Source organism: Ruegeria sp. CDSA033, assembly GCF_059612305.1.
Genome location: NZ_JBXWQI010000004.1, coordinates 129,324 through 153,719, shown reverse-complemented (window position 1 = coordinate 153,719; position 24,396 = coordinate 129,324). Strand labels below are relative to the sequence as shown.

The 24,396-nt window shown below is 56.6% G+C and carries 23 protein-coding genes, 1 pseudogene and 1 riboswitch; of the genes and pseudogenes, 21 read left to right on the top strand and 3 right to left on the bottom strand.

The genetic code is table 11. The annotated features are described in order from the left end of the window. The first annotated feature begins 202 nt into the window (after positions 1 to 202). From AC2FLA_RS07630 to AC2FLA_RS07600, 7 genes and pseudogenes are all read left to right on the top strand, one after another. Entirely contained in the window at positions 203 to 1,234 is a 1,032-nt protein-coding gene (locus AC2FLA_RS07630; protein ID WP_496721504.1) for a LacI family DNA-binding transcriptional regulator, read from the top strand. Positions 1,235 to 1,237: 3 nt separating this feature from the next. Next, positions 1,238 to 2,539, top strand: a pseudogene (locus AC2FLA_RS07625) (GH1 family beta-glucosidase); the annotation flags it as partial. Positions 2,540 to 2,581: 42 nt separating this feature from the next. Next, positions 2,582 to 3,562, top strand: coding sequence for a glucokinase (locus AC2FLA_RS07620; RefSeq protein ID WP_496721623.1), 981 nt, complete (start codon positions 2,582 to 2,584; stop codon positions 3,560 to 3,562). Positions 3,563 to 3,599: 37 nt separating this feature from the next. Beyond that, entirely contained in the window at positions 3,600 to 4,526 is a 927-nt protein-coding gene (locus tag AC2FLA_RS07615) for a carbohydrate kinase family protein (protein WP_496721503.1), read from the top strand. Between the two features lie 17 nt (positions 4,527 to 4,543). Then, entirely contained in the window at positions 4,544 to 5,209 is a 666-nt protein-coding gene (locus AC2FLA_RS07610; RefSeq protein WP_496721502.1) for a D-lyxose/D-mannose family sugar isomerase, read from the top strand. A 165-nt stretch (positions 5,210 to 5,374) separates the two neighbouring features. Continuing rightward, entirely contained in the window at positions 5,375 to 5,650 is a 276-nt protein-coding gene (locus tag AC2FLA_RS07605) for a hypothetical protein (protein ID WP_496721501.1), read from the top strand. A 10-nt stretch (positions 5,651 to 5,660) separates the two neighbouring features. Then, on the top strand, positions 5,661 to 6,131 hold the full coding sequence (locus AC2FLA_RS07600; protein ID WP_496721500.1) for a phage holin family protein: 471 nt from the start codon (positions 5,661 to 5,663) through the stop codon (positions 6,129 to 6,131). A gap of 3 nt (positions 6,132 to 6,134) precedes the next feature. Here the strand turns inward: AC2FLA_RS07600 and AC2FLA_RS07595 are convergent, their stop codons facing one another. Beyond that, a complete protein-coding gene (locus AC2FLA_RS07595; protein ID WP_496721499.1) occupies positions 6,135 to 7,307 on the bottom strand; it encodes an acetate/propionate family kinase in 1,173 nt (390 codons plus the stop codon). Next, positions 7,300 to 8,739, bottom strand: a complete 1,440-nt coding sequence (locus AC2FLA_RS07590; protein WP_496721498.1) for a bifunctional enoyl-CoA hydratase/phosphate acetyltransferase — start codon at positions 8,737 to 8,739, stop codon at positions 7,300 to 7,302. The genes AC2FLA_RS07595 and AC2FLA_RS07590 overlap by 8 nt, the downstream gene beginning before the upstream one ends. A gap of 148 nt (positions 8,740 to 8,887) precedes the next feature. Further along, a riboswitch (cobalamin riboswitch) is annotated at positions 8,888 to 9,093 on the top strand. Positions 9,094 to 9,194: 101 nt separating this feature from the next. Between AC2FLA_RS07590 and AC2FLA_RS07585 the strand changes: the two genes are divergently transcribed. The 13 genes from AC2FLA_RS07585 (at position 9,195) to AC2FLA_RS07525 (ending at position 21,547) form a co-directional block, all read left to right on the top strand. Beyond that, on the top strand, positions 9,195 to 9,551 hold the full coding sequence (locus AC2FLA_RS07585) for a DUF1636 family protein (RefSeq protein WP_496721497.1): 357 nt from the start codon (positions 9,195 to 9,197) through the stop codon (positions 9,549 to 9,551). After that, complete coding sequence (locus AC2FLA_RS07580) at positions 9,548 to 10,333, top strand: ABC transporter ATP-binding protein (RefSeq protein WP_496721496.1); 786 nt, start codon at positions 9,548 to 9,550, stop codon at positions 10,331 to 10,333. The genes AC2FLA_RS07585 and AC2FLA_RS07580 overlap by 4 nt, the downstream gene beginning before the upstream one ends. A gap of 10 nt (positions 10,334 to 10,343) precedes the next feature. Beyond that, on the top strand, positions 10,344 to 11,294 hold the full coding sequence (locus tag AC2FLA_RS07575; RefSeq protein ID WP_496721495.1) for an ABC transporter substrate-binding protein: 951 nt from the start codon (positions 10,344 to 10,346) through the stop codon (positions 11,292 to 11,294). 1 nt (position 11,295) lies between these two features. Continuing rightward, positions 11,296 to 12,309 (top strand): FecCD family ABC transporter permease, encoded by a 1,014-nt coding sequence (locus tag AC2FLA_RS07570; protein ID WP_496721494.1) that lies wholly within the window; start codon positions 11,296 to 11,298, stop codon positions 12,307 to 12,309. Between the two features lie 150 nt (positions 12,310 to 12,459). After that, positions 12,460 to 12,975: a ferredoxin-type protein NapF gene (locus AC2FLA_RS07565; protein ID WP_496721493.1), complete on the top strand. Its 516-nt coding sequence runs from the start codon at positions 12,460 to 12,462 to the stop codon at positions 12,973 to 12,975. Further along, positions 12,972 to 13,265 carry a chaperone NapD gene (locus tag AC2FLA_RS07560; protein ID WP_058276663.1) on the top strand — a complete coding sequence of 98 codons (294 nt, stop codon included), beginning with the start codon at positions 12,972 to 12,974 and terminating at the stop codon, positions 13,263 to 13,265. The genes AC2FLA_RS07565 and AC2FLA_RS07560 overlap by 4 nt, the downstream gene beginning before the upstream one ends. After that, on the top strand, positions 13,262 to 15,754 hold the full coding sequence (gene napA, locus AC2FLA_RS07555) for a nitrate reductase catalytic subunit NapA (RefSeq protein WP_282119342.1): 2,493 nt from the start codon (positions 13,262 to 13,264) through the stop codon (positions 15,752 to 15,754). Before AC2FLA_RS07560 ends, napA begins: the two co-directional genes overlap by 4 nt. Before the next feature lie 27 nt (positions 15,755 to 15,781). Next, positions 15,782 to 16,600, top strand: coding sequence for a ferredoxin-type protein NapG (napG, locus tag AC2FLA_RS07550; RefSeq protein ID WP_496721492.1), 819 nt, complete (start codon positions 15,782 to 15,784; stop codon positions 16,598 to 16,600). Continuing rightward, on the top strand, positions 16,597 to 17,514 hold the full coding sequence (gene napH / locus AC2FLA_RS07545) for a quinol dehydrogenase ferredoxin subunit NapH (protein WP_496721491.1): 918 nt from the start codon (positions 16,597 to 16,599) through the stop codon (positions 17,512 to 17,514). The genes napG and napH overlap by 4 nt, the downstream gene beginning before the upstream one ends. Positions 17,515 to 17,526: 12 nt before the next feature. Further along, on the top strand, positions 17,527 to 17,964 hold the full coding sequence (locus AC2FLA_RS07540) for a nitrate reductase cytochrome c-type subunit (protein WP_496721490.1): 438 nt from the start codon (positions 17,527 to 17,529) through the stop codon (positions 17,962 to 17,964). Positions 17,965 to 17,993: 29 nt separating this feature from the next. Beyond that, positions 17,994 to 18,695, top strand: a complete 702-nt coding sequence (locus AC2FLA_RS07535; protein WP_496721489.1) for a NapC/NirT family cytochrome c — start codon at positions 17,994 to 17,996, stop codon at positions 18,693 to 18,695. 13 nt (positions 18,696 to 18,708) lie between these two features. Next, a complete protein-coding gene (locus AC2FLA_RS07530) occupies positions 18,709 to 18,966 on the top strand; it encodes a hypothetical protein (protein ID WP_496721488.1) in 258 nt (85 codons plus the stop codon). A 274-nt stretch (positions 18,967 to 19,240) separates the two neighbouring features. Then, a complete protein-coding gene (locus AC2FLA_RS07525; protein ID WP_496721487.1) occupies positions 19,241 to 21,547 on the top strand; it encodes a fatty acid cis/trans isomerase in 2,307 nt (768 codons plus the stop codon). Positions 21,548 to 21,861: 314 nt separating this feature from the next. Here the strand turns inward: AC2FLA_RS07525 and AC2FLA_RS07520 are convergent, their stop codons facing one another. Continuing rightward, entirely contained in the window at positions 21,862 to 22,473 is a 612-nt protein-coding gene (locus tag AC2FLA_RS07520) for a TetR/AcrR family transcriptional regulator (protein WP_496721486.1), read from the bottom strand. Between the two features lie 747 nt (positions 22,474 to 23,220). Here AC2FLA_RS07520 and AC2FLA_RS07515 point away from each other — a divergent pair. After that, positions 23,221 to 24,285 (top strand): hypothetical protein, encoded by a 1,065-nt coding sequence (locus AC2FLA_RS07515; RefSeq protein WP_496721485.1) that lies wholly within the window; start codon positions 23,221 to 23,223, stop codon positions 24,283 to 24,285. The last annotated feature ends 111 nt before the right edge of the window (positions 24,286 to 24,396 follow it).

Here is a 24,396-nt window from a genome sequence, read left to right as displayed (position 1 = left end):
ACTTTGCTCGCGCCTCTGAGACTCTTTTTCAAAGCGCTTTGGATGACGCACTTTATCCGCTAACATTCAATTTTTGTCAATAATCTGTTTACTGATGTCTATAATATTAATATTCAGGGCAGTGCCAGCAAGATGTGGCAGTCGGGCGGGAAGCGCTCGCAAATCTGAAAATGATCAAATTTGAAGGCGCTTTGAGGCGACGATGAATCTAAAGCAGCTCTCAGAAATCCTTGGTTTATCTCAAACCACTGTCAGCCGCGCGCTGAATGGTTACCCCGAGGTGAACGAGGATACGCGCCTGCGCGTCCAAGCCGCCGCTGCCAAGCATGGCTATCGGCCTAACAGCCGGGCCAAGGGATTGGCAACAGGGCGCTCGATGGTGATTGGACACGTGATTCCCTCATCATCCCAGCATGAAATGGTAAACCCGATTTTTGGTGATTTTGTCGCCGGTGCTGCACGCAAGTATTCGGATCATGGATATGACATGATGTTCACCAATGCAGATGACACCTCGATCGAGGAAGCCTATCGCAGTCTTTTCCAGCGTGGCGCGGTCGATGGTATTGTTTTGCAAGGCCCCAAAGTCAACGAACACCGGATCGAGGTCCTGACCAGAATGGGCGTGCCCTTTATCGTTCATGGCAGATCGACCGGGGTGGAAGTGCCCTATGACTGGATCGACGTGAACAACAAAAGTTCGTTCCTGCGCGCCACCCGGTTTCTGATCGACCTTGGGCATCGTCGCATTGCCCTGATCAACGGGCTTGAGGATATGGATTTCGCTCAACGTCGCCGCGACGGATATCTTGAAGCCCTGCAAGAGGCAGGTCTGTCCCCCGACCCGGAATTGATGCGCAGCGCCGAGATGACCGAGGTTTATGGCCACCATGAAACCCGCGATATGCTTCGCCTGGATGACCCCCCTACGGCCATCCTGACAGCCTCTATGATTTCCGCTATCGGAGTGCGTCGCGCGCTTAACGAAGCGGGGTTGAAGATGGGCAAAGATGTCTCGGTCATCGCCCATGACGACGACTTATCTTACCTCAAGAACGGTCAGGACGTACCGATTTTCACCGCTACAAGATCGTCTGTACGTAGGGCCGGAGAAATGGCGGCTGAAATGCTGGTCGAACGCATAAAATCTCCGGAAGACCCGGTGAAAACTAGATTGCTGGAGGCCGAACTGGTAGTTGGCGGCTCAACCGGCCCCGCCCCAAACAGGTTCTGAAAAATGAAATATACACGCTCGGACTTCCCCAAAGATTTTCTCTTTGGTGTCGCAACCTCGGCTTATCAAATAGAAGGCCACGCACAGGGTGGCGCGGGGAAAACCCATTGGGATAGCTTTGCCGCTTCACCCGGAAACGTGGTGCGAAACGAGAATGGAGATCTGGCCTGTGACCACCTGAACCGTTTTCCACAGGATTTCGATCTGGTGCGGGACGCGGGTTTTGATTGCTACCGGTTCTCGACAAGCTGGGCGCGCGTTTTGCCTGAAGGGCGTGGCCCGGTAAATCAGGCAGGTCTGGATTATTACGACCGACTTGCCGACGCCTTGTTGGAACGCGGCATTCGGCCCTGTGCGACCCTTTATCATTGGGAATTGCCTTCTCCGCTTGCTGATCTGGGCGGCTGGCGCAACCGGGATATCGCAAGCTGGTTTGCCGATTTCACCGAGGTCATCATGGGCCGCATCGGCGACCGTATGTACAGCGTCGCACCAATCAATGAGCCATGGTGTGTCAGTTGGCTGAGCCATTTTGAAGGACATCACGCGCCTGGAACGCGCGACATCCGCGCCACGGCTCGCGCGATGCACCATGTTCTGCTGGCTCATGGCCGCGCCATTGAGGCGATGCGTGGCCTCGGCATGTCCAACCTTGGCGCTGTGTTCAATCTGGAATGGGCCGAGCCCGCTGATGACAGCCCTGATGCGGGCAAGGCTGCGGACCTTTATGACGGGATATACAACCGTTTTTTCCTAGGTGGTGTGTTCAAAAAAGCCTATCCGCAAAACGTTCTAGACGGGTTGGAACCTCATCTTCCATCCGGTTGGCAAGACGACTTTGACACCATTGGTGCACCCGTCGATTGGTGCGGTCTGAACTACTATACCCGCAAACTGATCGCGCCTGCCGATACCGCATGGCCAAGCCTGGAAGAAGTACCCGGCCCGCTTCCCAAAACACAGATGGGGTGGGAGATTGAACCCGATGCCCTGACGCGCTTTCTGACCCGTACGGTGCGCGATTATACCGGCGACTTGCCGATTTATGTCACCGAAAACGGCATGGCGAGCCCGGAACGCAAGCAAGATGACGACCGCATTGATTACCTCAACAAACACCTTGGTGCCGTTCAAAACGCGCTGGACGACGGCGTTCCAGTCAGGGGCTATTTCATCTGGTCCCTGTTGGATAACTACGAGTGGTCCTTTGGCTATGAAAAGCGGTTCGGGTTGGTTGATGTAGATTTCGATACGCTCGAACGGACGCCAAAAGCCTCGTACAACGCGCTGAAATCGGCGTTGTCCGGTGGGTCTGTTTCTCTGCCGATTTCTCAGCCTGCCGGAACCATGCACGAGCATTGGAACCTTGTCGCGGACATCGGTGGCACAAACACACGACTGGGTGTCATCTCGAACGGACAACTGACGGACCTTCGCAAATACCCAACCGGGTCGTTGCAAGAGCTTCTGGATGCGTTTCACAGCCTGCGCGACGAGATTGGCACCGATCCACGCGCCGTCGTTGCGGCCGGAGCTGGACCCGTCAGGGACGGGTCAATCCGGTTGACGAATGCGCATCTTGACCTGTCTGAACGCGATATCGGCAAAGCTACTGGCGCCAAGCATACGTTTGTTATCAATGACTTCACCGCCGCCGCCTGGTCGGTCGCCGAAATCACCGGTGATCATGTCGAGGTGCTGCAAGGGGCTGAGACACCGCCGGTCGGAACCCGGCTGGTTGTGGGCCCCGGCACAGGCCTTGGCGTCGGCGCATTGCTGTATTCCCAAGGGCGGTATCATACCGCGTCGGGCGAAGGGGGCCATGTCGGACTGTCCCCACGCCACGAGGATGAGGTCGAAGTCTTCAAAGCAGCGCGCCATATCGCGCCCGAGTGCTTCTTTGATGACAGCCTAGTGCTCGAAGCGGAAATGTTCCTCAGCGGAACCGGCCTTCCCATTCTGTACCAAGCCGCCAGCATAGCCGCAGGACAGTCCGATGCTCCAAGGCGCAGCGCCAAGGATATACTGCAGGACGCGCTGGCGGAATCCGACCCGAGTGCGGTCAAAACTGCGCATATGTTCAAAACCCATCTCGGGGCTATCATGGGTGACCTCGCCGTAGCTTACATGCCGACAGGTGGTGTTTTCCTTGTGGGTGGCGTCGCCGAGAAAAACCGGTGGCTGTTCAAGGATGCGTTCCGGGATGCCTTTAACGCCGGTGGGCGGTTCAGTGACTTGCGGCGTTCAATGAACTTGTATGTGTCCGAGCAGGATGAATTTGGCATTGTTGGCGCTAACAATTTCTGTAAAAGTGAGCTCGCGCGGTAAACTGGCCGCCTGACCCTGTTACAGAAAGGACCACGGCATGATTTTGTGCTGCGGTGAAGCCCTGATCGACATGATCGCCGAGCCGACCGTCTCGGGTTCGCGCGGTTTCGTACCCCATTCCGGTGGTGCCGTCTTCAACACAGCCATTGCTTTGGGTCGGCTGGGCGCGCCGGCGGGTCTGTTGACCGGACTATCTTCGGATATGTTCGGACAGCAATTGGCAGACGCGCTGCTGGCCAGCCATGTGGAAGCAAGCCATGTGATCCAATCGGATCGCCCCACGACACTGGCCTTTGTACAGCTTGTGGACGGCCACGCCACCTACAGCTTTGTCGACGAAAACTCGGCTGGGCGGATGTTGACGCCAGAAGACATGCCAAAGCAGCTGCCTGCTGTATCCGCCTTGTATTTTGGTGGGATCAGTCTTGCATGTGAACCCTGCGCGGACGCCTACGCGGCCCTTCTGGAACGTCACGGATCAGATCGGGCGGTCATGCTGGACCCAAACATCCGACCCGGGTTTATTAAGGATCAAACACGGTATCGTACGCGATTGAACCGTATGATCGCTCAATCTGACATCGTGAAAGTCTCGGATGAAGATCTGGACTGGATCGTTCCAGGGCCTGAAACACTTGCCGAGAAAGTCCCACTACTCCTGCAAGCAGGACCTTCCGTGGTTATCGTAACGCGCGGCAGTGATGGAGCGTCAGGATACCTGGCAGACGGGTCTGAAACTTCGGTGCCTGTCAAAGCGGTCGAGGTGGTCGATACAGTGGGTGCCGGTGACACGTTCAACGCCGGCGTTCTGGCTGAGTTGGACCGTGCAGGTCGATTATCCAAGGCTGATCTGCGGACGTTAGGCCCGGACAACTTGCGCGCGGCGTTGGCCAAAGGTGCCGACGTTGCCGCCATCACTGTTTCCCGCGCTGGCGCAAACCCGCCCTGGGCGCATGAACTTTGACCCCCTGAGGGACCGAGATGAAAAGATCAGATATCAACGACATCAAAACCGAAGCCGAAGCCTTCATACGCTCGTTCGGGGCCGTCCTGCCCCCCTTTGCCAACTGGTCGCCGGAACAAATGCGCAGCGCACAGGCACAAGGCATCCGTGACCGCGGCCTCGGATGGGACATTACCGACTATGGTCAAGGCCGGTTTGATGAGCTCGGCCTGTTCCTTTTTACCCTGCGCAATGGCGATGTGCAGGATCTGAACAAAGGTCGCGGGATGCTTTACGCAGAAAAGCTTTTGGTTTCTCGGGACAAACAACTCTCCCCGATGCATCGCCACATCATCAAGGCCGAAGACATCATCAACCGGGGCGGCGGCGATCTGGTCATGGAGATTTATGCCTCGGACCCTGAAGGCGGTATCGACCGAGATAACCCGGCGGTTGTTCCCAGTGACAACTGCCCTGTCACCATCCAACCTGGTGAGTTGCTGCGGCTGAAATCCGGTCAGAGTGTAACCCTGATGCCGGGTATCTGGCACGCATTCTGGGCGGAACAGGGCGACTGCCTGATTGGCGAAGTGTCAACTGTCAACGATGACCGGACCGATAATGTGTTCGAGGATCCCATTCCGCGCTTTGCAACGATTGAAGAAAACACAAAGCCCGATTTCTTGCTGGTATCGGACTATTGATAAACGGATAGCGCGTGCGCAGGCTTGATCACATCCGGGCCGGGTGCTGATCGCTGCATCGGGATAACACCCTTTCCCGAATTCAAAAAATCGAATTAACATGGCCCTCGACAAAGGAAAAAGTCGCGAGCCTGATTTTTGCGCGACCATCGAAGGACCCAAGTGATGGTAACCAAAGCACAGCTAGAAGCCGAAGTCGCAGAGTTGCGGCGTCAATTGGCCGAACAATCCAGCGCACGAGAAGGCACCTCAGATTCGAACAGCGGCAAACAAGCTGATCCGCACAAATCGATGACGGACGGAATTGTCGAAAGCTTGGATGAGTGGTCAACGCAACTAGAAGAAGTCATGACAGAGCTTGAGGAGTTTCCACATAAAAGGCCGATCCTATTCGCCCTTGGGATTTTCACACTTGGCTATCTTCTAGGCCGTTCCCGGTAGGAGCCCGAACATGAACCGCATTTCACGCAACATTTCGATCATCCTGCGAGCCGAGCGTCTTATTGCTCAAAGGCAACTGTCCATCGCGGCGAAACGCACAGGCTTTTACGCTGCTGCCGGGTTAGCCGTTGGGCTTGCAGTAATCATGCTGAACGTCGCCGGGTTCTTTTGGCTGTCCGAGACCATGTCAAAGTCTCTGGCCGCGATCATAGTGGCCGGGGTGAACCTTGTTCTGGCCGTGATCCTCGCACTGGTCGCAAATTCCATGACCTCCGAAAGTGACACTTCGGCTGCCGTCGAATTGCGGGATATGGCGCTGCACGACATCGAGGACGAAGTCCGGGACAACTTCGCCGAGGCGCGCAACACAATCGTCGGCCTAAAGCGCGATCCGATCGGGATGCTGTCACCCGATATTATCAGCACGGTTCTAGGCGTTCTGCTCAGATACGCGCGGCGTGGAAAAAACAAACCGGATTAGGAGTTATTCTGCCATTCTGGCCGCTGCACGCGCGATCACCATCTCTTCGTTCGTGGGAATAGCCAGAATACGTACCCGGCTGAAATCAGTGGACAGAACCGTAGCGTTGTCTGCATTTCGGTTCGGGTCCATATCAATCCCGATCCAGCGCATGCCTTCGCAAACCATCTGACGGATACGGGCGGCATTTTCACCGATGCCTCCGGTAAAGACCAAAGCGTCAATGCCTTCCAGCGCGGCAGACAAGGCGCCCAGTTCACGGCGGATGCGGAAGACATAGTACTCAATCGCCTTGCGCGCGTCCGGAGTGTCAGCAGCCAACAGGGTGCGCATGTCCGAGGACATGCCGGACAGGCCAAGCAAGCCGGACTTTCGATAGAGAAGCTCAGCGATTTCGTCTGCCTCCATCCCTTCTTGCTGCATCATGTAAAGCACGACCCCCGGGTCCAATTGCCCGCTGCGGGTGCCCATGGGCAGACCGTCGAGCGCCGAAAATCCCATGGTCGAGGCCACGGCCCGGCCACCCGACACCGCACACATCGACGCGCCATTTCCCAAATGCGCAATGACGACGCGACCGTCGTACAAACCCGGCGCAATGTCTTTCAGCTTTTGCGAGACGTAGTCATAGCTCAGCCCGTGAAACCCGTATCTGCGAACGCCCTTTTCGTAGAATCTTTGAGGCAATGCGAAGGTATCATTCACCCAAGGGTGTGTCCTGTGAAACGCGGTATCGAAGCACGCAATCTGGGTGGTACCCGGAAAGGCTGCCGCGGCCGCCTTGATACCCGCAAGGCTGTAGGGTTGGTGCAAAGGCGCGAAGGGAATGAAACCGCTTAGCGTATCAAAGACGTGCTCGTCCACCACGACAGGTTCCGAATAGACTGGCCCGCCGTGAACGACGCGGTGGCCCACGGCCCGGACGTGAATGTCCGGCAGGTATTCGCGGGTAAGTTCAAGAAACGCGCTGATGGCCTCGTCATGTGTTTTGGCTCCAGACAACTGACGGTCGACAGACCGCCCCCCTGCTGATTGGGCCAACAAGCGCGGTGCATCCCCCAACCGCTCGATCTGACCGCGCCAGCGCATACTGGGACGTCGGTCCTCGACCAGTTCGTAAAGCGCGAATTTCAACGAGGACGACCCGGCATTCAGCGCCAAAACATGTTCAGCCATGGATTTTGCTTTCATTAGCAATTGCATGCAGCGCCGCGACAGCACAAGACGCCAGCCGCGAAGCATCATCATCTGCCCGAGATGTCAGGATAATCGGTGCCGCAGCACCTATCACAACGCCGGCAGCCTCGGCATGAGAGATATATGTCAGCTGTTTGGCTACCATGTTGCCGGCTTCGATATTCGGAACAACCAGAATGTCTGCGACCCCCGCGACTGGTGAGGTGATGCCTTTTGTCCGCGCCGCGTTCAGATCAACCGCGTTGTCCATGGCCAAAGGACCATCGACCAGCCCGCCGGTGATCTGCCCACGCTCGGCCATTTTCGACAACAGCGCGGCATCGACAGACGACGGTAAATGCGGGTTGATGGTCTCAACCGCCGACAAGACGCCAACCTTGGGCATCTCGATGCCAATAGAATGCGCAAGATGGATGGCGTTCTGAACAATATCGGCCTTGGTTTCGAGATCCGGTGCGATATTCACCGCCGCATCTGTAACCATGATGGGCCGAGACATGCCTGGCACGTCCATCACGAACACATGCGACAGCCGCCGCCCGGTTCTCAGACCTTTTTCCCTGCGCAGAACGGCGCGTAACAAGACATCCGTGTGCAAATGACCCTTCATCAGCATCCGGGCCTTACCTTCAACGACCAGCCCGACCGAGCGTTGGGCGGCCACTTCGTGGCCTCGCGCTTCAATGATTTCAACTCCGGACAAATCGGCCCCAAGATGGGCGGCAGCGGCGGTGATTTTGTCCGGGTCGCCCACCAAAATCGGAGTAATGATGCCGTTTTCCAAGGCGAGCAATGCGCCGCCTAGCGAATTCGGTTCTTCCGGGGCGACGATCGCTGTGGGCATCGGGTCCAGAGGACGTGCCTTTTCCAACAAAGCGTCGAAATGCCGGTGACGCTGAACGATCAGTCCCGGCACCTCGACCGAGTCGAAGGTCAAATGCCGCGACGGTGGCGTGACCTGTACGGTGCCGCTTAGGATCAATGCGTTATCCCCGACCCGGCGCACTTCGGCGGAACAGGTCAGGTCGCCGTCTTCACGCTTTTCGGTCACAGCCACAAAAGCGGTCAGTTCTTCGCCCGCCATAACCGGAGCATGAAAACTCAGGTCCGCCCGACGTGTTTGCGTACCGGCCCCCGGTAAGATGTTTCCAATTACTGCAGCCACCAGGCCCGCGGGCCACAAAGCGGGCGCGACAGCCTCGGGGTGCCCATCTCCATCTCCGTCATAGGCCGCCAGGTTCAGCGGGTTGTGGTCACCCGAAGCCGAGGCAAACGCGTACAAGTCGTCCACGGTGCACAATCGGGTGACCTGCGCCTTGTCGCCTACCTTCAGTTGAGAATAGGTTCTGTTTTCTTGAATTTTCATCTCGTCCGGCTTTGTTTTTGAATGCGTGTTCGTCGTTTCAAACATTGGATGTTCCGCCCCGCGGAACCAGAACATATCCACCTTTGCCCAAACATTTCTGCGACGCAGCGTAGTCAGATCATTAGCAAATGACAAATGACCTCTGCTCGTGGGGCGGCGCGGATTATCGCTTGACCCAAATTCGGAACTCGGGCAAGCATCACCGCGATGGTTCCCTATGGTTCGCCAAGGGATGAAAAGGGAATACGGTGAGGTTGCCAACAAGCGCCAAGTCCGTGACTGCCCCCGCAACTGTAAGCGGTGAGCGACGCCAAATACCCACTGGCCCAAAATGGGTCGGGAAGGATGGCCAAGCCACGACCCGCAAGTCAGGAGACCTACCATCCGATGTTCAACCAACCCGGGGCGGGGCGTCCTGGAAGGAGGCTTTATGACACGTCTAAGACGTGATGACATGATTGGCACCTTCTGTCCGCGCTTGGCAACAGGCGGAGTGGGCCATGTCGATCAGTCCTGATCATTTCCTTCTGATTTGCGAGACCTGCAAGGGCTCTGACCGGGCGGATTCATTGCGCGCTGCGCTTGCAAGCAAGCTTCCATCCAGTTTTGACATCCGCAGCATTTCCTGCATGGCCGGTTGCGGTCGGCCCACAACCGTCGGGTTTCAGGCACTAGACAAAGCGCAGTACCTTTTCGGTGACATCCAATCGGCTGAGGACGTGGATGCTTTGGCCGAATTTGCACATCAATACCACCGGAGCACGGATGGTTGGACCAACGCATCGCAGCGCCCGCCTGCCCTTCTTGAAAAGACCCTGGCGCGCCTACCACGGCTAAAGCTGGAGACAAGCGTATGACTTGCGGAGCTTTCCTTGAGGCGCGCGGGCTGGAGTATTACGCCCTGAACGGCGACGTACTGCTGCAAAACGTCAATTTCGAACTGAATGAAGGGGCAACCCTGGCAATTGCCGGCCCAAACGGTGCGGGCAAGACAACGTTGCTGAATCTTTTGTGCGGCGGTGAAGAGATTGTGCTGGGGGACGTTTTGGTAAAGGGGCGCAGCCTTCGGCAGCTTTCAGCGATGGACCGCGCCCGAATGATCGCCGTAGTCAGTCAGCAGGAATCGCCGGACGGGCGTTTGTTCCTGCGCGATTATGTGGCCCTTGGGCAAATCCCGATCCGTGCCGATCAATCTGCCGCTGAACACGCCTTGGAATTGGACCGCATCCTGAAACTGACCGGACTCGTCGCCCTCGCCGACAAGCGGATGGCCGTGTTATCCGGCGGGGAACGCCAGCGCGCTCATATCGCAAGGGCGCTGGCGCAGAACCCCTCGCTGCTGTTTTTGGATGAGCCGACGAACCATCTGGATCCGGACGCCAAGGGACGCATGCTGTCGCTGGTGGCCGAGTTGGGCATTACGGTCGTCATGATCGTCCATGATCTGGTCATGATCCCGGAATTCGCGACCCATGTCGCGTTGATGAAATCCACGCGCCTGACCGGTTTCGGCCCAGTGCATGAAGTGCTGACACCCGAAAGGGTCCGTGAAACGTTTGGTGTCGATTTTCTTAGCTTTCAGCACGAAGGCCGCATGATTCCGGCACTGGACATCCGAAGAACCACTACCTCAAACTAGGAAAAACAACATGAACAAAACTCTCTGGTGCGCAGCACTGATCAGCGGCCTTGCAAGTGCCGCAACAGCGCACGAGATCACCGTCGACAATTGCGGCGAGCCGATGGTGTTTGAAACTCAGCCCGAGCGGCTGGTCGTGCACGACATGAACATGACCGACATGGCCTTTGCGCTGGGTTTGCAGGACAAGATCGTTGGCCTGACGGGCATCACTGGCTGGTACAAAACCAGCCCCGAGTTTGACACCCTGCGCGGCGACATCCCGGAACTTGCGCCCAAGTACCCGACGGTTGAAAATCTGGTCGCTGTCGAACCCGACCTTTTCTTTGCAGGCTGGTACTATGGCATGAAGCCGGGCGGTGACGTGACCCCGGACACGCTTGCGCCTTTCGGCATCAAAACGATGATCCTGACCGAAAGCTGCGTACATCTGGATAAGGATCGCCCCGAAGCCAGTATGGACCTACTGTTCACTGACGTCCTTCGCTTGGGCAAAGTCATGCACGTTGAAGACAAGGCAGAAGAGCTGGTATCTGGCTGGAAAGAGGAACTGTCCGCGATTGAGACACAGACAGACGACCTGCCGAAACCTCGCGTTTTCCTGCTGGACGGCCCCGCCGATGCCCCGTTTACGGCTGGTAAGTTTGCCATTCCTGACGCGATGATTGCTGCCGCTGGCGGCGAAAATGTCACCCATGACATGGACACCAGCTGGGGTCGTTCTTCGTGGGAGGCTGTCGCCGCTTCGAACCCGGAATTCTTGGTTTTACTTGATTATCAGACCGGAAATGGCGCCGCGGATACGTTCAAGTTCCTGCAGGACCATCCCGTGATGTCACAGACGGACGCGGTCAAGAACGAACGCTGGATTGGTCTGCGCTATGAGGAACTGACACCCGGACCGGCAAATATCGAAGCAATTTCGAAAATGGCCAAAGCCATGCACCCGGGCCTGAACTGATATGGGCCGACTTGGCCTTACACTCTTGCTGGGGGCGGCTGTATTGGCCGCCCTTTTGCTGACCTCGACTGTCTACGGAACCACATCCATTCCGGCCTCTGACGCGCTAGCCGGTGTCTTGTTGGGCACGGGATTGGTGGACGGAGAGATGTCTCCGCTCCACCGCATCGTGTTTGACTTGCGCTTACCACGCGCACTGTTTGCCGCCGTGATCGGTGCCGGGTTGGGCATCGTCGGCGTTGTCCTGCAAACCACCACACGCAACGATCTGGCGGACCCGTTTCTGTTCGGCCTGTCCTCAGGAGCTGCGGCGGGGGCTGTCTTTGTCATAACAGTAACCGGAGATGTGTTGGGCTTTTGGACCCTGCCACTGGCCGCGTTTTTCGGAGGACTTGTCGCGTCAGGCATTGTGCTGGCTTTGGTTCATGGGCTGCGCACAAGCGCGCCCGAAAAACTGATCCTCGCGGGGCTTGCGGTTTCGTTTTTGTTTTCAGCCATTACCAATTATCTGATTTTCGCGGGCGACAGTCGTGCGGCCCATTCGGTTATCTTCTGGATGCTTGGGGGTTTGGGGCTTGCCCGGTGGGAGACATTCCCGCTAGTCTGCGCCGGTTTAGCATTGATCCTCGCCTACGCAATGTACCGTAGCCGCTGGCTTGATGCGCTGCTGACTGGTGATTTGACCGCGGCCACCCTGGGTGTGCCCGTTCAGGGCTTGCGGTTCCGGATGTTCTTCGTGGCCGCTCTTGCTACCGCTGTGTTTGTGTCCGTTGCGGGCGTAATTGGGTTTGTCGGCTTGATGGTTCCCCACATCGCGCGCGGTATCGCGGGGCCTTTGCACAGCCAGCTTGTGCCTACCGCCGCCATTGTCGGAGCAGCTTTGCTGACAGGCTCGGATATCCTGAGCCGTCTGTTGCTTGCCCCGCAAGAGCTGCCTGTTGGTATTGTCACGACGTCGCTGGGATCGGTTTTTGTTTTTCTTCTACTGATCCGGACCGCGCGCCCTCGCCGATGATCTCAAAGGGTCGCTTCGGCAAATAAATTAAAGTTTCCTAAATGACTAATATTTAACAGGTCAAAATGACCTAAATCAAAAAAGCCCCCTGCGGATCGCGGTATGCGATACACTCGATCATAGGAATCGAGTGTAGCCAGGTCGCATGCAATGCAACAAATGACCAGCCGACGCGCGTTTCTCAGCGCCAGGATTAGACCAGAGGACGGTAATATCGCCAGACCTCCGGGCTCGGTTGAGCTGTGCTTTGCTGATTTATGCAGCAAATGTGGTGATTGCGCAGATGCTTGCCCCGAAGATGCGATCGTCATCGGGACAGATGGATATCCCCGGTTCCAGCCCACTGACACTCCCTGCACCTTCTGCGGCGACTGCGCCCGGATTTGCCCAACCGAAGCGTTAATGATTGACCGTTTGCCAGATTGGCTATGGCGCGCCGCGCTTACAGCGGACACCTGCCTATCTATGAACGGCATCAGTTGCCGCATCTGTCAGGACAATTGCGAACAAAGCGCGATCCGTTTCAAACTGATGACCGGCGGCCGCGCAGAGCCGGTGCTTGACCTTGATACATGCAACGGCTGCGGGATTTGCCCAAGTTTATGTCCCGCCGATGCCATTGCGCTGGAACGCCAACCTCAACCACAAATGGAAGCTACTCAATGAACATCTGCGGTTGTCTCGCCCATGTCGCACCTGATCACACGAGCGCAGCAGCGCGCGTGATGAAGGGCACGCCGGGTGTCGAAATTCACGCTGAAACGGAAGATGGCCGATTTGTTGTCGTCGTCGAAGACACTCCAACCCGTCTTGCATCCGAAACCATCATGGATCTGCACCAGATCCCAGGCGTCATCTCTTTGACCCTGACTTATCACCATTTCGAGGATCTCGCGGACGCCCATCCGCAGCCCGATGCCCCAAGCCCAACCACCAGCCGGAGGCCCACGCAATGACACATTCTGAATCCCGTCGGACTTTTCTCAAGGCCTCTGCGGCCGCAGCAACGGCGTCAGCCGCTGGTATTCCGCTGGCGGCCGGTCAAGCCAATGCCCAGGCCGGAGCGCCAGACATCCGGTGGGACAAGGCGGCTTGCCGGTTCTGTGGTACAGGCTGCTCTGTTCTGGTTGGCACCAAAGAAGGTCGTGTCGTTGCGACGCAAGGCGACCCCGACGCGCCGGTGAACCGGGGGCTGAACTGTATCAAGGGTTATTTCCTGTCCAAGATTATGTACGGCAAGGATCGACTGACTACACCTTTGCTACGCAAGACCAATGGCGAATACGACAAAAACGGTGAATTCGAGCCGGTAAGCTGGGACGAAGCGTTCGATGTCATGGCCGCAAAATGGAAAGAGGCGCTGGCCAAGAAAGGCCCGACCAGTGTCGGTATGTTTGGTTCCGGGCAATGGACGGTTTGGGAAGGCTATGCGGCCTCCAAACTGATGAAAGCCGGGTTCCGGTCCAACAATATTGACCCCAACGCACGGCACTGTATGGCATCAGCCGTTGTGGGCTTTATGCGCTCCTTCGGCATTGATGAGCCAATGGGATGCTATGACGATTTCGAGCACGCGGACACGTTCGTTCTGTGGGGTTCGAACATGGCCGAGATGCACCCGATCCTGTGGTCGCGCCTCACCGATACACGTCTGACCAAACCGGGTTGCGAAGTGCATGTACTGTCGACGTTTGAGCATCGCTCGTTTGAACTGGCGGACAACGGCATCGTTTTTGAACCGCAGACCGATCTGGCGATCCTGAACTACATCGCCAACTACATCATTCAAAATGGCGCGGTAAACGAAGACTTCGTCAAGAATCACGTCAACATCACCAAAACCGCCACCGATATCGGCTATGGTCTGCGCGACACCAACGCGCTGCAGCAAGAAGCTGAAAATCCGAACTCGGGCAAGATGGATCCGATCAGCTTTGAAGAATACGCCGAAGCCGTCGCGCCCTACACGCTGGAATATACCTCTGAACTGTCTGGTGTCCCTGCAGACAAGCTGGAGAAACTGGCCCAGCAATATGCGGACCCGAACCGTAAAGTGATGAGCTTGTGGACCATGGGTTTCAACCAGCACACCCGTGGGTCCTGGGTGAATTCGCTGATGTATAACGTGCACTTGCTGGTGGGAAAGATTTCCGAACCCGGAAACTCACCGTTCTCGCTGACGGGTCAACCGTCGGCCTGTGGTACGGCGCGTGAGGTGGGGACCTTTGCCCACCGTCTGCCGGCGGACATGGTTGTTACGAGTGATAAGCACCGCGAAATCTGCGAAACCGCATGGAACATCCCCGAGGGCACTATCCCGCCCAAGCCCGGCTTCCACGCCGTGTTGCAGCACCGCAAACTGAAGGACGGCGAACTGAACGCCTATTGGGTGCAGTGCAACAACAACATGCAAGCCGCGCCCAACATAAACGAAGAAGGTTATCCCGGTTACCGTAACCCGGAAAACTTCATCACAGTCTCGGATCCTTACCCAACTGTCACCGCAGTTTCGGCCGACTTGATCCTTCCCACGGCCATGTGGGTTGAGAAAGAAGGCGCCTATGGCAACGCCGAACGCCGTACGCAATTCTGGCGTCAACAGGTGCAGGCACCGGGTGAGGCCAAGTCGGACCTGTGGCAGCTGATGGAATTCGCGAAACGTTTTACCATCGAAGAGGTCTGGGGCGAAGAGCTGCTGGCCAAGATGCCCGAGCATCGCGGCAAGACCATGTATGACGTGCTTTATGCCAACGGTAAGGTCGACCAGTTCCCGCTGTCGGAAACGGCGGAAGGGTTCCACAACGACGACGCGGAGCATTTCGGCTTCTACGTTCAGAAAGGTCTGTTTGAAGAATATGCCGATTTCGGACGCGGCCACGCGCACGACCTTGCTCCGTTCGAGATGTATCACGAGGCCCGTGGCATGCGCTGGCCTGTCGTCGACGGCAAGGAAACACTCTATCGCTTCCGCGAAGGGTATGATCCGTATGTGCCGGAAGGCGCAGACGTTAAGTTCTACGGCTACGAGGACGGCAAGGCCAAGATCATCTTTGCCCCCTATGAGCCCGCCGCCGAGGAACCGGATGAGGAATTCGATCTGTGGCTATCCACCGGTCGTGTGCTGGAACACTGGCATTCGGGTTCGATGACCCGCCGCGTGCCCGAACTGCATCGCGCGTTTCCGTCAGCCGTTGTCTACATGCACCCGGAGGACGCCAAGGATCGCGGTCTGCGCCGTGGGCAAGAGATCGTACTCTCCACCCGCAGGGGCGAGGTGACCAGCCGGGTTGAAACGCGCGGCCGCAACAAGGTGCCACGCGGATTGGTCTTTATGCCATGGTTCGACGAGCATCAGCTGACCAACAAGCTGACGCTGGACGCAACTTGCCCGCTGTCGAAAGAGACCGACTACAAGAAATGCGCCTGTAAGGTCGAGCGCGCGTAACGGACAAGCGAGGCAAAGGCCGTCCCCATGCCCTTTGAAGGTAAACCTCTTTCGCCGCAACGGCGTCGCTTCCTGCAGGATGCGGCGCGTGCGTCGGGCGGCTGTGTGGTCGCCGGGTCATTGTTGGCATGGCTTGCCCGCGATGCCCGCGCGTTGCCGGCCGAAGCGTTGCGCCCCCCCGGCGCGCTACCGGAAGAGGCGTTTCTGTCCGCTTGCATTCGCTGCGGGCTTTGCGTGCGGGATTGCCCTTACGACACATTGAAACTGGCAGAATTGGGCGTGGATGCGGTTGCTACTGGGACGCCCTATTTCACAGCGCGGGATGTGCCTTGTGAAATGTGTGACGACATCCCTTGCGTGGCCGCCTGCCCCACCGGTGCATTGGATCCAGCCCTCGACAATATTGATGATGCCAAGATGGGCGTTGCCGTCCTTGTCGATCAGGAGAACTGCCTGAACTTCCTCGGCCTGCGCTGCGATGTCTGCTATCGCGTCTGCCCCGTGATTGATGAGGCAATCACGCTGGAAACGGCCCATAACGAACGTTCAGGCCACCACGCAATGTTCATCCCAACCGTTCATGCGGACCACTGCACAGGCTGCGGCATGTGCGAGAAAAGCTGTGTTCTGCCCGAGGCTGCGATCAAGGTCCTGCCTGCGCGCTTGGCCCGCGGCAGCAGTGCCGATCACTACCGCAAAGGCTGGGAAGAGAAAGAGGCCAAAGGCGGCCCCCTTGTTGAAGGCCTCATCGATCTGCCGGACCGACTGCCCGGACCGGGCACCGACAACCTTGCCGCACCGGGCGGGTTCGCACCAGCATACGATTTGCCGGGGGTCGGACAATGAGTGCACGCACACATATGCCGGCCGGAATGGAGGCCATCGAAGAAAAAGGTTGGGTGCGCGCCCACAAATACCTGCTGCTGCGCCGCGCAAGCCAGTTGCTCTTTCTGGCTGTGTTTCTTCTGGGACCGTGGTTCGGCATCTGGATCGTTCAAGGCACGCTTGCGGGTTCTTTGACGCTGGGCGTGCTGCCGCTGACCGACCCGCTGATCCTGATGCAAAGCGCGGTGGCCGGACACTGGCCGGAATGGACTGCCTTGATCGGTGGCGTGATCGTTCTGGTCGTCTACGCTCTGATTGGTGGGCGCGTCTATTGTTCATGGGTTTGTCCGATCAACCCAGTCACCGACGCGGCCAACTGGTTGCACAGACGGTTGGACCTGCCGAAAGGATGGCAGCCCAAACGCAGCACCCGCCTTTGGATACTGGCCACCGTCCTGATCGTCTCGGGCATGACAGGCGTGGTCGCATGGGAGCTGGTCAACCCGATCACCATGCTGCATCGCGGGCTGATTTTCGGCGCCGGGTTCGTATGGGCCATGATCATTGCCATCTTCGTGTTCGACCTGTTCGTTTCGCGGCACGGCTGGTGCGGTCACATCTGTCCGGTTGGCGCATTTTATGGCCTGATTGGTGCCAAGGGTTTGCTGCGGGTCAGCGCCTTGAACCGGGCAGCTTGCAATGATTGCATGGATTGCTATGCCGTTTGCCCAGAAAATCAGGTCATTTCTCCTGCGCTGAAGGGTAAGTCGGGTTCCACACCACTGATCCTTTCCCCTGACTGCACCACCTGCGGTCGTTGCATCGACGTGTGCGCCGTCGACGTTTTCAAATTTACTCACCGGTTCGACGACAAGGTCGCCGCACCTACCGATCCAGTTCCCGCGCCCGATCCGCGCGCAGCCAGACCTATCTGAGGGAGTGCCAAGATGAACAAGCCAACCCGAACAGGCCTTATAGCCCTTATCCCCGTTTTGCTCTTGGGCGGATTCGCCCTTGCGCAATCAGCTCAGGTAGAAACCCTGCGGGGTGCCGATGTGGATGAACTGATCCCTCTGGAACAGATCCACAAGAACGTCGAAGGGCGCATGCAGCGCAACTATCGCCAACAACCGCCGCTGATCCCGCACTCGGTCGAGCAATACCAGATCGACACGCGCACAAATCAGTGCTTGTCCTGCCACGACTGGACCAAAGCCGGCGAACGCAACGCCCCGACATTGTCGATGACACACTATCTGGATCGCGACGGCAACGAGTTGGATCACATCGCAGGCACACGTTATTTCTGCAACCAATGCCACGTGCCACAAGCAGACGCACCGCCATTGGTTGACAACGTCTTTCAACCGTCCTCGGGCAATTAATCCAACGCAAGAATGAAAGGAGCACCAACATGGCAGACTCTCCTGAAAAACGCGGGTGGATTGGCCGCATCTGGAACTGGATCTGGACCCCGGCGGTTGCCTTTAGCTCGGGCTTTCTGATCCTTGCGGGTTTTCTGGCTGGCATCCTGTTTTGGGGCGGATTCCACTGGACACTTGAGCTTACGAATACAGAGGAGTTCTGTACCTCGTGCCATACGATGGAGACCAATCTGGGCGAGTACCGTGAGACGATCCACTACAACAACCACTCCGGTGTGCGGGCTATCTGTTCCGATTGCCATGTGCCGCATGAATGGAACCACAAGATCAAAGCCAAGATCATGGCGGTCAAGGACGTCTATCACGAGCTGGCAGGCACGATCAGTACACCCGAGAAATACGAAGAGCATCGTCTGAGCATGGCGACCGCTGTCTGGAAGAAGATGAAGGCCTCCGACAGTCGCGAATGCCGGAATTGCCACAACTTCGACTATATGGATTTCACGTTGCAGGAAACGCGCGCTGCCTCTGAGCACCAACGCGCCATTGATGAAAACATGACCTGTATCGATTGCCACCAGGGCATCGCCCATAGCCTGCCACCCGGCTATCAGGAGCGGTATCAGGAAGTGACCGAAACCTTGGCCAGCAAAGCGCAGGGAACGTTGCAACAACAGGCCGCAGCTGACGGCGATGACATCAAGTCATTCCTGAGTACTCGGGCAGACTGAAAAGGGACACGAAATGCTGGAAATTCTGGGAACAATCGGGGCCAACGTCATCAGTCTGCCGGGTATCCTTGGGCTGGCCCTGGGAATGATGACACGCCGCGTTTGGCTGGGCGCAATGATGGGGGGCATTGTCGGGGTGTTGGCGACGTTCGTATTCGCCCATGGTTCATTCGCAGCGGTCGATACATTTGAGCTGTTGATCGCAATTGGCATTGGCCTTTGCGCTGGTAGCGTGGGATCGGCTATACGCATCAAGGGTACAACGGTCTAACACTATTGGCGAACTAAGCTCCAAATAGATCTACTTTGCCGCATGTGAAACTGCGGCAAACACGCCCGTCGGTGCCTCAACGTAAAAGTTCAGGAAACGCGACAAACGATATCAATTCAGTAATATACCCTGTTAAGGCCTTTGGGCCTGGCGTGATGGTCAATGAAAGCAAACCATTCAGACGGGGGCATCTATGCTGCGAACGTTACAAAACTGCCGTTTTTTGACCTGTGTTTTTGCGGCTTTTTTTGCATTTTTGTTTGCTGACCAAAGTTTGGCCCAGTCAGATGCAGCAGCGCCCGGCGCAACCATTGACGACAAGCTGGAAAATGCGGACTGGGCCAACGTGCAGGATATCCTGAACCACCGCTGCGTGGTCTGTCACAGTTGCTATGACGCGCCCTGCCAACTCAAGCTGACATCCCCTGCCGGCCTTTCGCGCGGCGCCAGTAAAGAGGCGGTTTACCACTCTGAACGACTAAAAGATGCGCAACCGACACGGCTTGGAATCGACGCGAACACAATTCCCGGGTGGCGGGATCTTGGGTTCTTTTCCGTTCTTCCGTCATCCGAGGTGACCGGCGCGGGCGGGTCGGTGTTACAGCGCTCCCTTAACCTCGGCAGGCAAGCCCGTTTGACGGCTAACGCACCTGTCCCAACCCAGCTTGGTTTGTCGATTGATCGCCCCTTGACCTGCCCTACAACGCAGGAATTCGACGCCTTCAGCACGGCAAACCCAAGGGCGGGAATGCCCTACGCCACAGCCCCACTGAGTGAGCAAGAATACCAAACCCTCATGTCATGGCTTAAAAATGGTGCGCCCTTGCCATCGGCCACACCACAAATCCCTCAGGACATTCAGGATCAGATCACAAATTGGGAGGCCTTTCTGAACACGCCCGACCTGCGCCATCAATTGATGAGCAGATATGTATACGAGCATCTGTTTCTGGCGCGCCTCCACTTTCCAACCGACAATCCAAGACAGTTTTATCAGCTGGTTCGGTCCGCCAGCCCACCGGGATCAAAGATCGAGATCATCGCGACACGCCGTCCCTTCGATAGTCCCGGCGCAAGGCCGTTTTATTATCGCTTGCAGGCATTCGACGAAACGATCGTGCACAAAGATCATCTGGTCTATAGCTTTGGGCCGGATCGTTTGGCGCGATACAAGCAGCTATTCCTTGATCCGGCTTGGTCCGTCACCGACTTGCCTGCGTACGGAGAAGACGAAGGCGGCAACCCCTTCAGCACCTTTGCCAACATACCGGCCCGCAGCCGTTATCAGTTTCTCTTGGACGACGCGTTGTTTTATGTGCGCAGCTTCATCCGCGGTCCGGTCTGCCATGGCGAAACCGCCGTTGACGTGATTGAAGATCGGTTCTGGGTCAGTTTCCTTGACCCAGATGCCGATCTGTCCGTCACAGACCCCAGTTTTTTGGCGGACGGGGCGGCCTTTCTGGAATTGCCGGTAAGTACTGCAGATATTGGGTTCTTGGGGGACCTTCAGGGAATGTCCCACGAAAACCAGATCAAGTACCTTGAGTTTCGGGATGCCCGATATCGCAACAGCCCGGCGCACAAAAACGGGTTTGGATATGACGCAATCTGGGATGGCGAGGGCACCAATCCCCAGGCGCTGATTACCGTGTTTCGGCATTTCGACAATGCCTCTGCCATGACCGGGTTCCACGGCGGTATCCCGGAAACCGCATGGGTTATCGATTATCCGGTGTTCGAACGTATCTATTACGACTTGGTCGCAGGTTTTGATGTATTCGGTCGCCTCGAACACCAGCTTTCAACCCGGTTATACATGGACGAGCTTCGGATGGAGAGTGAGGACACTTTCCTGAACTTCATGCCGCGCGGCGACAGGCAAAGGATGCACAAAACCTGGTATCAGGGGGCACTGGCCGAGCTGCACACCTATTGGCACCGGCGCCGTGTCGATGACAGTTTTCCGACTGGCATAGATTTTAAAACGGACACGCCTAAGCAAGAGTTCCTCCTGGAACTTCTAAATCGCGGCAACGGTCTTTGGGCTGTCGAGGACACGATCAACAGATGCAAAAGCGACGACTGTTCGAATGGGAGTTCAGAAGTTGTGGATAACTTGCGGGCACTCGCGGATCATACAGGCGATTGGGTCAGGTATCTGTCAGATGTTTCCCTGCTTTTGGTGGACAACGAAGATGGTTCCACGTCTCTCTATTCGCTGCTCCACGATAAGGCCCATTACAATGTGGCGTTCTTGTTTGAAGAAAAAGATCGCAGGAATCCGCGAGCCGACGTGCTGACCATTCTGCCGGGGGTGATCGGAAGCTATACGAATTTCTACTTTCGAATTCGGGAAGCCCAGCTGGCGTCTTTTGTAACCGACCTCAAATCAGTGCGGTCGCAGGCCGAATGGATCGATATCGTAGCCACCTATGGCCTGCGTAGGACAAGCCCGGGGTTTTGGGAAACCAGCGATCAGGTGATGACCATGTTTCTGGCAAGCGACCCCATTCAGGCAGGCGTGCTGGACCTGAACCGGTATAAGGACCCTCGATCCGACAGCGATCCTGAAAACAACTAAGCCAGCCCATTTAAACAGGGGCGCCTGATCATTCGCACTCTGTCAACTCGACGCAGAAAAAAGGCCTAATACCTGCGCCACATCATCGGCGCAAACTGAAGTAGCAGTAAGCACAGCAAACACGGTTGGTGCAGCATTTTTAAAGCCAATGCGGCCTCGTTTGTTTTATTTTCCGTCATGACAATGTACTGCATGCAAGAGCTCGGTCAGCCCCAGATAATCGGCGGGAAATCTTGTCTTCAACCCGAGCGGAAATAGAACGAAAATACGCCCCGGAAAGCAAATTGCGAGACGGCGGAGTATTGGTCCGTAGCTTACATTTCACCCGTCAGGTAACCGATAATGCGTTTTAGGTGCCGCGCGATGTCCTCGGCCGTGATTGGCATCCCAGCTATGCTTTGCTGGATGTAATACCGAAAGGCACCGTCCAGCATCACATAGATTTCCACACCACGCACATCATCGACAGCAAATTTTTTTCCGAGCTCGTCACAAATTGCGACAAACCGAGCCTCGACGTCAGCAACTCGCGGCCTGAGCTGGCTATCGAACATAGCCTGATTGCGGATGTCATACCAAAGCCTGTGCAGATGCGCATAGTTGAGGATCGAATGGGCAAACAGCTCGATATAGGCACCGCGTGCCTCGCGTGGGCTGAGTTCTGCATCTAGAATCTCGTTCAGCTGTGACGTGAAACGGTCGACTGACAGATCTACGCAATACAACAGCAATCCCTCTTTTTCGGGAAAATAATACTGTATTTTGCCCAGCGACACGCCGGTCGAGGCCGCGATATCCCGCAAGGTGGTGTTGGCGTATCCAGCCCGCGCAATTGTCGCAATCGCGTTCTCGGCAAGTTCGCGTCGCTTCTGTTCTCGGTTCTTGTCGCGCTGTTTGGCCCGATTCTCTGTCAAATTTTGCGTCATCGGCCTTTCCTAGCGTAAATCCCGCAAAAGTGTGAGCGGAACCTTGGTGTTTGTGAGAACTGGATCAAAGCCCTGAAAATACAACGTTTGCCACGAAAGAATATTCCAATTCAAACGTACAATACAAACGTATTGAAAAGATGTCAGCTATGTGCAACAAATAACTGTCATAACAGACAAACAAATTGCCAACAGGCAAGCAACAGGGGCAAATCCATGACCAATCCAGAATACATTCGGGTCGTTGGTAGGGTTCGCGCAGAACAGTTGTTCCGAAACGCGGCGCAGAGCCAGGAGGAGCGCGCCAATCAAAAATTCTAAGCAACGAGGAGGTGTCAGCCCGGGGCTACTCGCACCGCAATAGTCAGACCAAAAATCCGGCCTAAGACTGGGCTGCAAAAAACGACAGGGACTATGAAAAAACGCGCAATCGGCTTGTTCGCCGAACCAATTGGTATTGCCTGCTGCAAAGCGGCCCACATCAGGGGCGCGGCGTTGCATTCAAAAGGAAGACCACATTCCGCCATCGCATGTAATTGCGGCGGCCACACGCTGCGCGCCTCCCTTCTGCACCGCAAACAGTTCCACAGGCCGGAAACACAACCATTTGAAGACACGTCATTCGATGGTTGCACGACCATGCGCAAACCACGGCGCTTTCAACAGGCCAAAGCGCCCTTGCGCCACGGTCACATCAGATCCCCTCGGCACAATTAAAGACACAAAGCCGAGGAAAGGGAGGGAAGAATGAAGAAAATTGCAACATTGGCGTTGGGTGCGGGCTTGATTTCAAGCCCAGCATTTGCTGGCGGGATCGAGGGGTTTCCGTCGGTAAACCGGTTCCTTTTTGAGCAGGGCCGCTATGTCGAGATCACCGGAGGATGGGCCGACTCAAAAACCGAAGGCACTGAGTTCGGACAGCCAACAGGTAACGTCACACCCAGCATTAGCGGCCTGTCCCTGGCCTACAAACAGGACGTAGGCGACAAATGGGCAGTCGCAATCCACGGCTTCAACTCGGTCAACTATAAGCTACTGTACCCAACCGGTACGGGCGCTCCTTCTGCTGGCACCAACGTCAGGTATCGCGGCACCGAGGTCGCCTTGATGGCGCGGTACAAGTTCAATGAAAACTTCAGTGCCTTTGCCGGGGTTCGGTTCGAAAAGATTAACGATTTCAGCGGTGCGCTGATCAATCCCTCTCTCAGCTACTCGCTGGATTCCGAGGGTGACTTCAACCCCGGTTTCCTTGTGGGTGCCGCGTATGAGATCCCGGAGATCGCGTTTCGCGCCGACCTGACATACTACTCGGAAATCGATCACGATCTGGATGGTGTCGAACAGCTGCAACCCCTTTCGCCATCTGACGTGACGACGCAATTGAGCACCCCTCAGACGGTCGCACTGAACGTGCAAAGTGCGATCAGGGGCCCCTGGGGTGCCTTTGGATCGATCCGTTGGAGGAACTGGGATGATGTCGCCGTAGAGTCTCCGGTTCTTGGCGGTCCGCTTGCGGAATTTGCGGAAAATTCGGTCGACTACCAAATTGGCGTCGGCTACCTGCTGAACCCGAAATGGTACTTCTACGGCATTCTATCCCGCTCGGAACCTGAAGGCGGTTTTGTTGGCTTCGACTACGAAGGCGGCGGCAAAGGTATCACGCTGGGTGCCGTTCACTCGATTGGTCAGACCCGAATTCTGGTTGATGTCACATATGGTACGCTTGGCGATGTGAACGAACCTGACGCGGGCCTGCAGATCCGGGATGTTTCCGGCACCGCTGTACGTGTGAGCCTGTCGCATAACTTCTGATCAAGCACCCGACCGCGAACGCGGTCGGGATTGGCACTCCACTACGCGAATGGCCGCTGCTTTTTGCCTATTGCTTCGGCGGTCATTTGCTTCTCAAACGCGGTCGTTAGG

Bases quoted from the DNA above. Each gene is read 5' to 3' on its own strand.
- AC2FLA_RS07630 (WP_496721504.1), top strand. From the start codon at position 203: ATGAATCTAAAGCAGCTCTCAGAAATCCTTGGTTTATCTCAAACCACT.
- AC2FLA_RS07620 (WP_496721623.1), top strand. From the start codon at position 2,582: ATGCACGAGCATTGGAACCTTGTCGCGGACATCGGTGGCACAAACACA.
- AC2FLA_RS07615 (WP_496721503.1), top strand. From the start codon at position 3,600: ATGATTTTGTGCTGCGGTGAAGCCCTGATCGACATGATCGCCGAGCCG.
- AC2FLA_RS07610 (WP_496721502.1), top strand. From the start codon at position 4,544: ATGAAAAGATCAGATATCAACGACATCAAAACCGAAGCCGAAGCCTTC.
- AC2FLA_RS07605 (WP_496721501.1), top strand. From the start codon at position 5,375: ATGGTAACCAAAGCACAGCTAGAAGCCGAAGTCGCAGAGTTGCGGCGT.
- AC2FLA_RS07600 (WP_496721500.1), top strand. From the start codon at position 5,661: ATGAACCGCATTTCACGCAACATTTCGATCATCCTGCGAGCCGAGCGT.
- AC2FLA_RS07595 (WP_496721499.1), bottom strand. From the start codon at position 7,307: ATGGCTGAACATGTTTTGGCGCTGAATGCCGGGTCGTCCTCGTTGAAA.
- AC2FLA_RS07590 (WP_496721498.1), bottom strand. From the start codon at position 8,739: ATGTTTGAAACGACGAACACGCATTCAAAAACAAAGCCGGACGAGATG.
- AC2FLA_RS07585 (WP_496721497.1), top strand. From the start codon at position 9,195: ATGTCGATCAGTCCTGATCATTTCCTTCTGATTTGCGAGACCTGCAAG.
- AC2FLA_RS07580 (WP_496721496.1), top strand. From the start codon at position 9,548: ATGACTTGCGGAGCTTTCCTTGAGGCGCGCGGGCTGGAGTATTACGCC.
- AC2FLA_RS07575 (WP_496721495.1), top strand. From the start codon at position 10,344: ATGAACAAAACTCTCTGGTGCGCAGCACTGATCAGCGGCCTTGCAAGT.
- AC2FLA_RS07570 (WP_496721494.1), top strand. From the start codon at position 11,296: ATGGGCCGACTTGGCCTTACACTCTTGCTGGGGGCGGCTGTATTGGCC.
- AC2FLA_RS07565 (WP_496721493.1), top strand. From the start codon at position 12,460: ATGCAACAAATGACCAGCCGACGCGCGTTTCTCAGCGCCAGGATTAGA.
- AC2FLA_RS07560 (WP_058276663.1), top strand. From the start codon at position 12,972: ATGAACATCTGCGGTTGTCTCGCCCATGTCGCACCTGATCACACGAGC.
- napA (WP_282119342.1), top strand. From the start codon at position 13,262: ATGACACATTCTGAATCCCGTCGGACTTTTCTCAAGGCCTCTGCGGCC.
- napG (WP_496721492.1), top strand. From the start codon at position 15,782: ATGCCCTTTGAAGGTAAACCTCTTTCGCCGCAACGGCGTCGCTTCCTG.
- napH (WP_496721491.1), top strand. From the start codon at position 16,597: ATGAGTGCACGCACACATATGCCGGCCGGAATGGAGGCCATCGAAGAA.
- AC2FLA_RS07540 (WP_496721490.1), top strand. From the start codon at position 17,527: ATGAACAAGCCAACCCGAACAGGCCTTATAGCCCTTATCCCCGTTTTG.
- AC2FLA_RS07535 (WP_496721489.1), top strand. From the start codon at position 17,994: ATGGCAGACTCTCCTGAAAAACGCGGGTGGATTGGCCGCATCTGGAAC.
- AC2FLA_RS07530 (WP_496721488.1), top strand. From the start codon at position 18,709: ATGCTGGAAATTCTGGGAACAATCGGGGCCAACGTCATCAGTCTGCCG.
- AC2FLA_RS07520 (WP_496721486.1), bottom strand. From the start codon at position 22,473: ATGACGCAAAATTTGACAGAGAATCGGGCCAAACAGCGCGACAAGAAC.
- AC2FLA_RS07515 (WP_496721485.1), top strand. From the start codon at position 23,221: ATGAAGAAAATTGCAACATTGGCGTTGGGTGCGGGCTTGATTTCAAGC.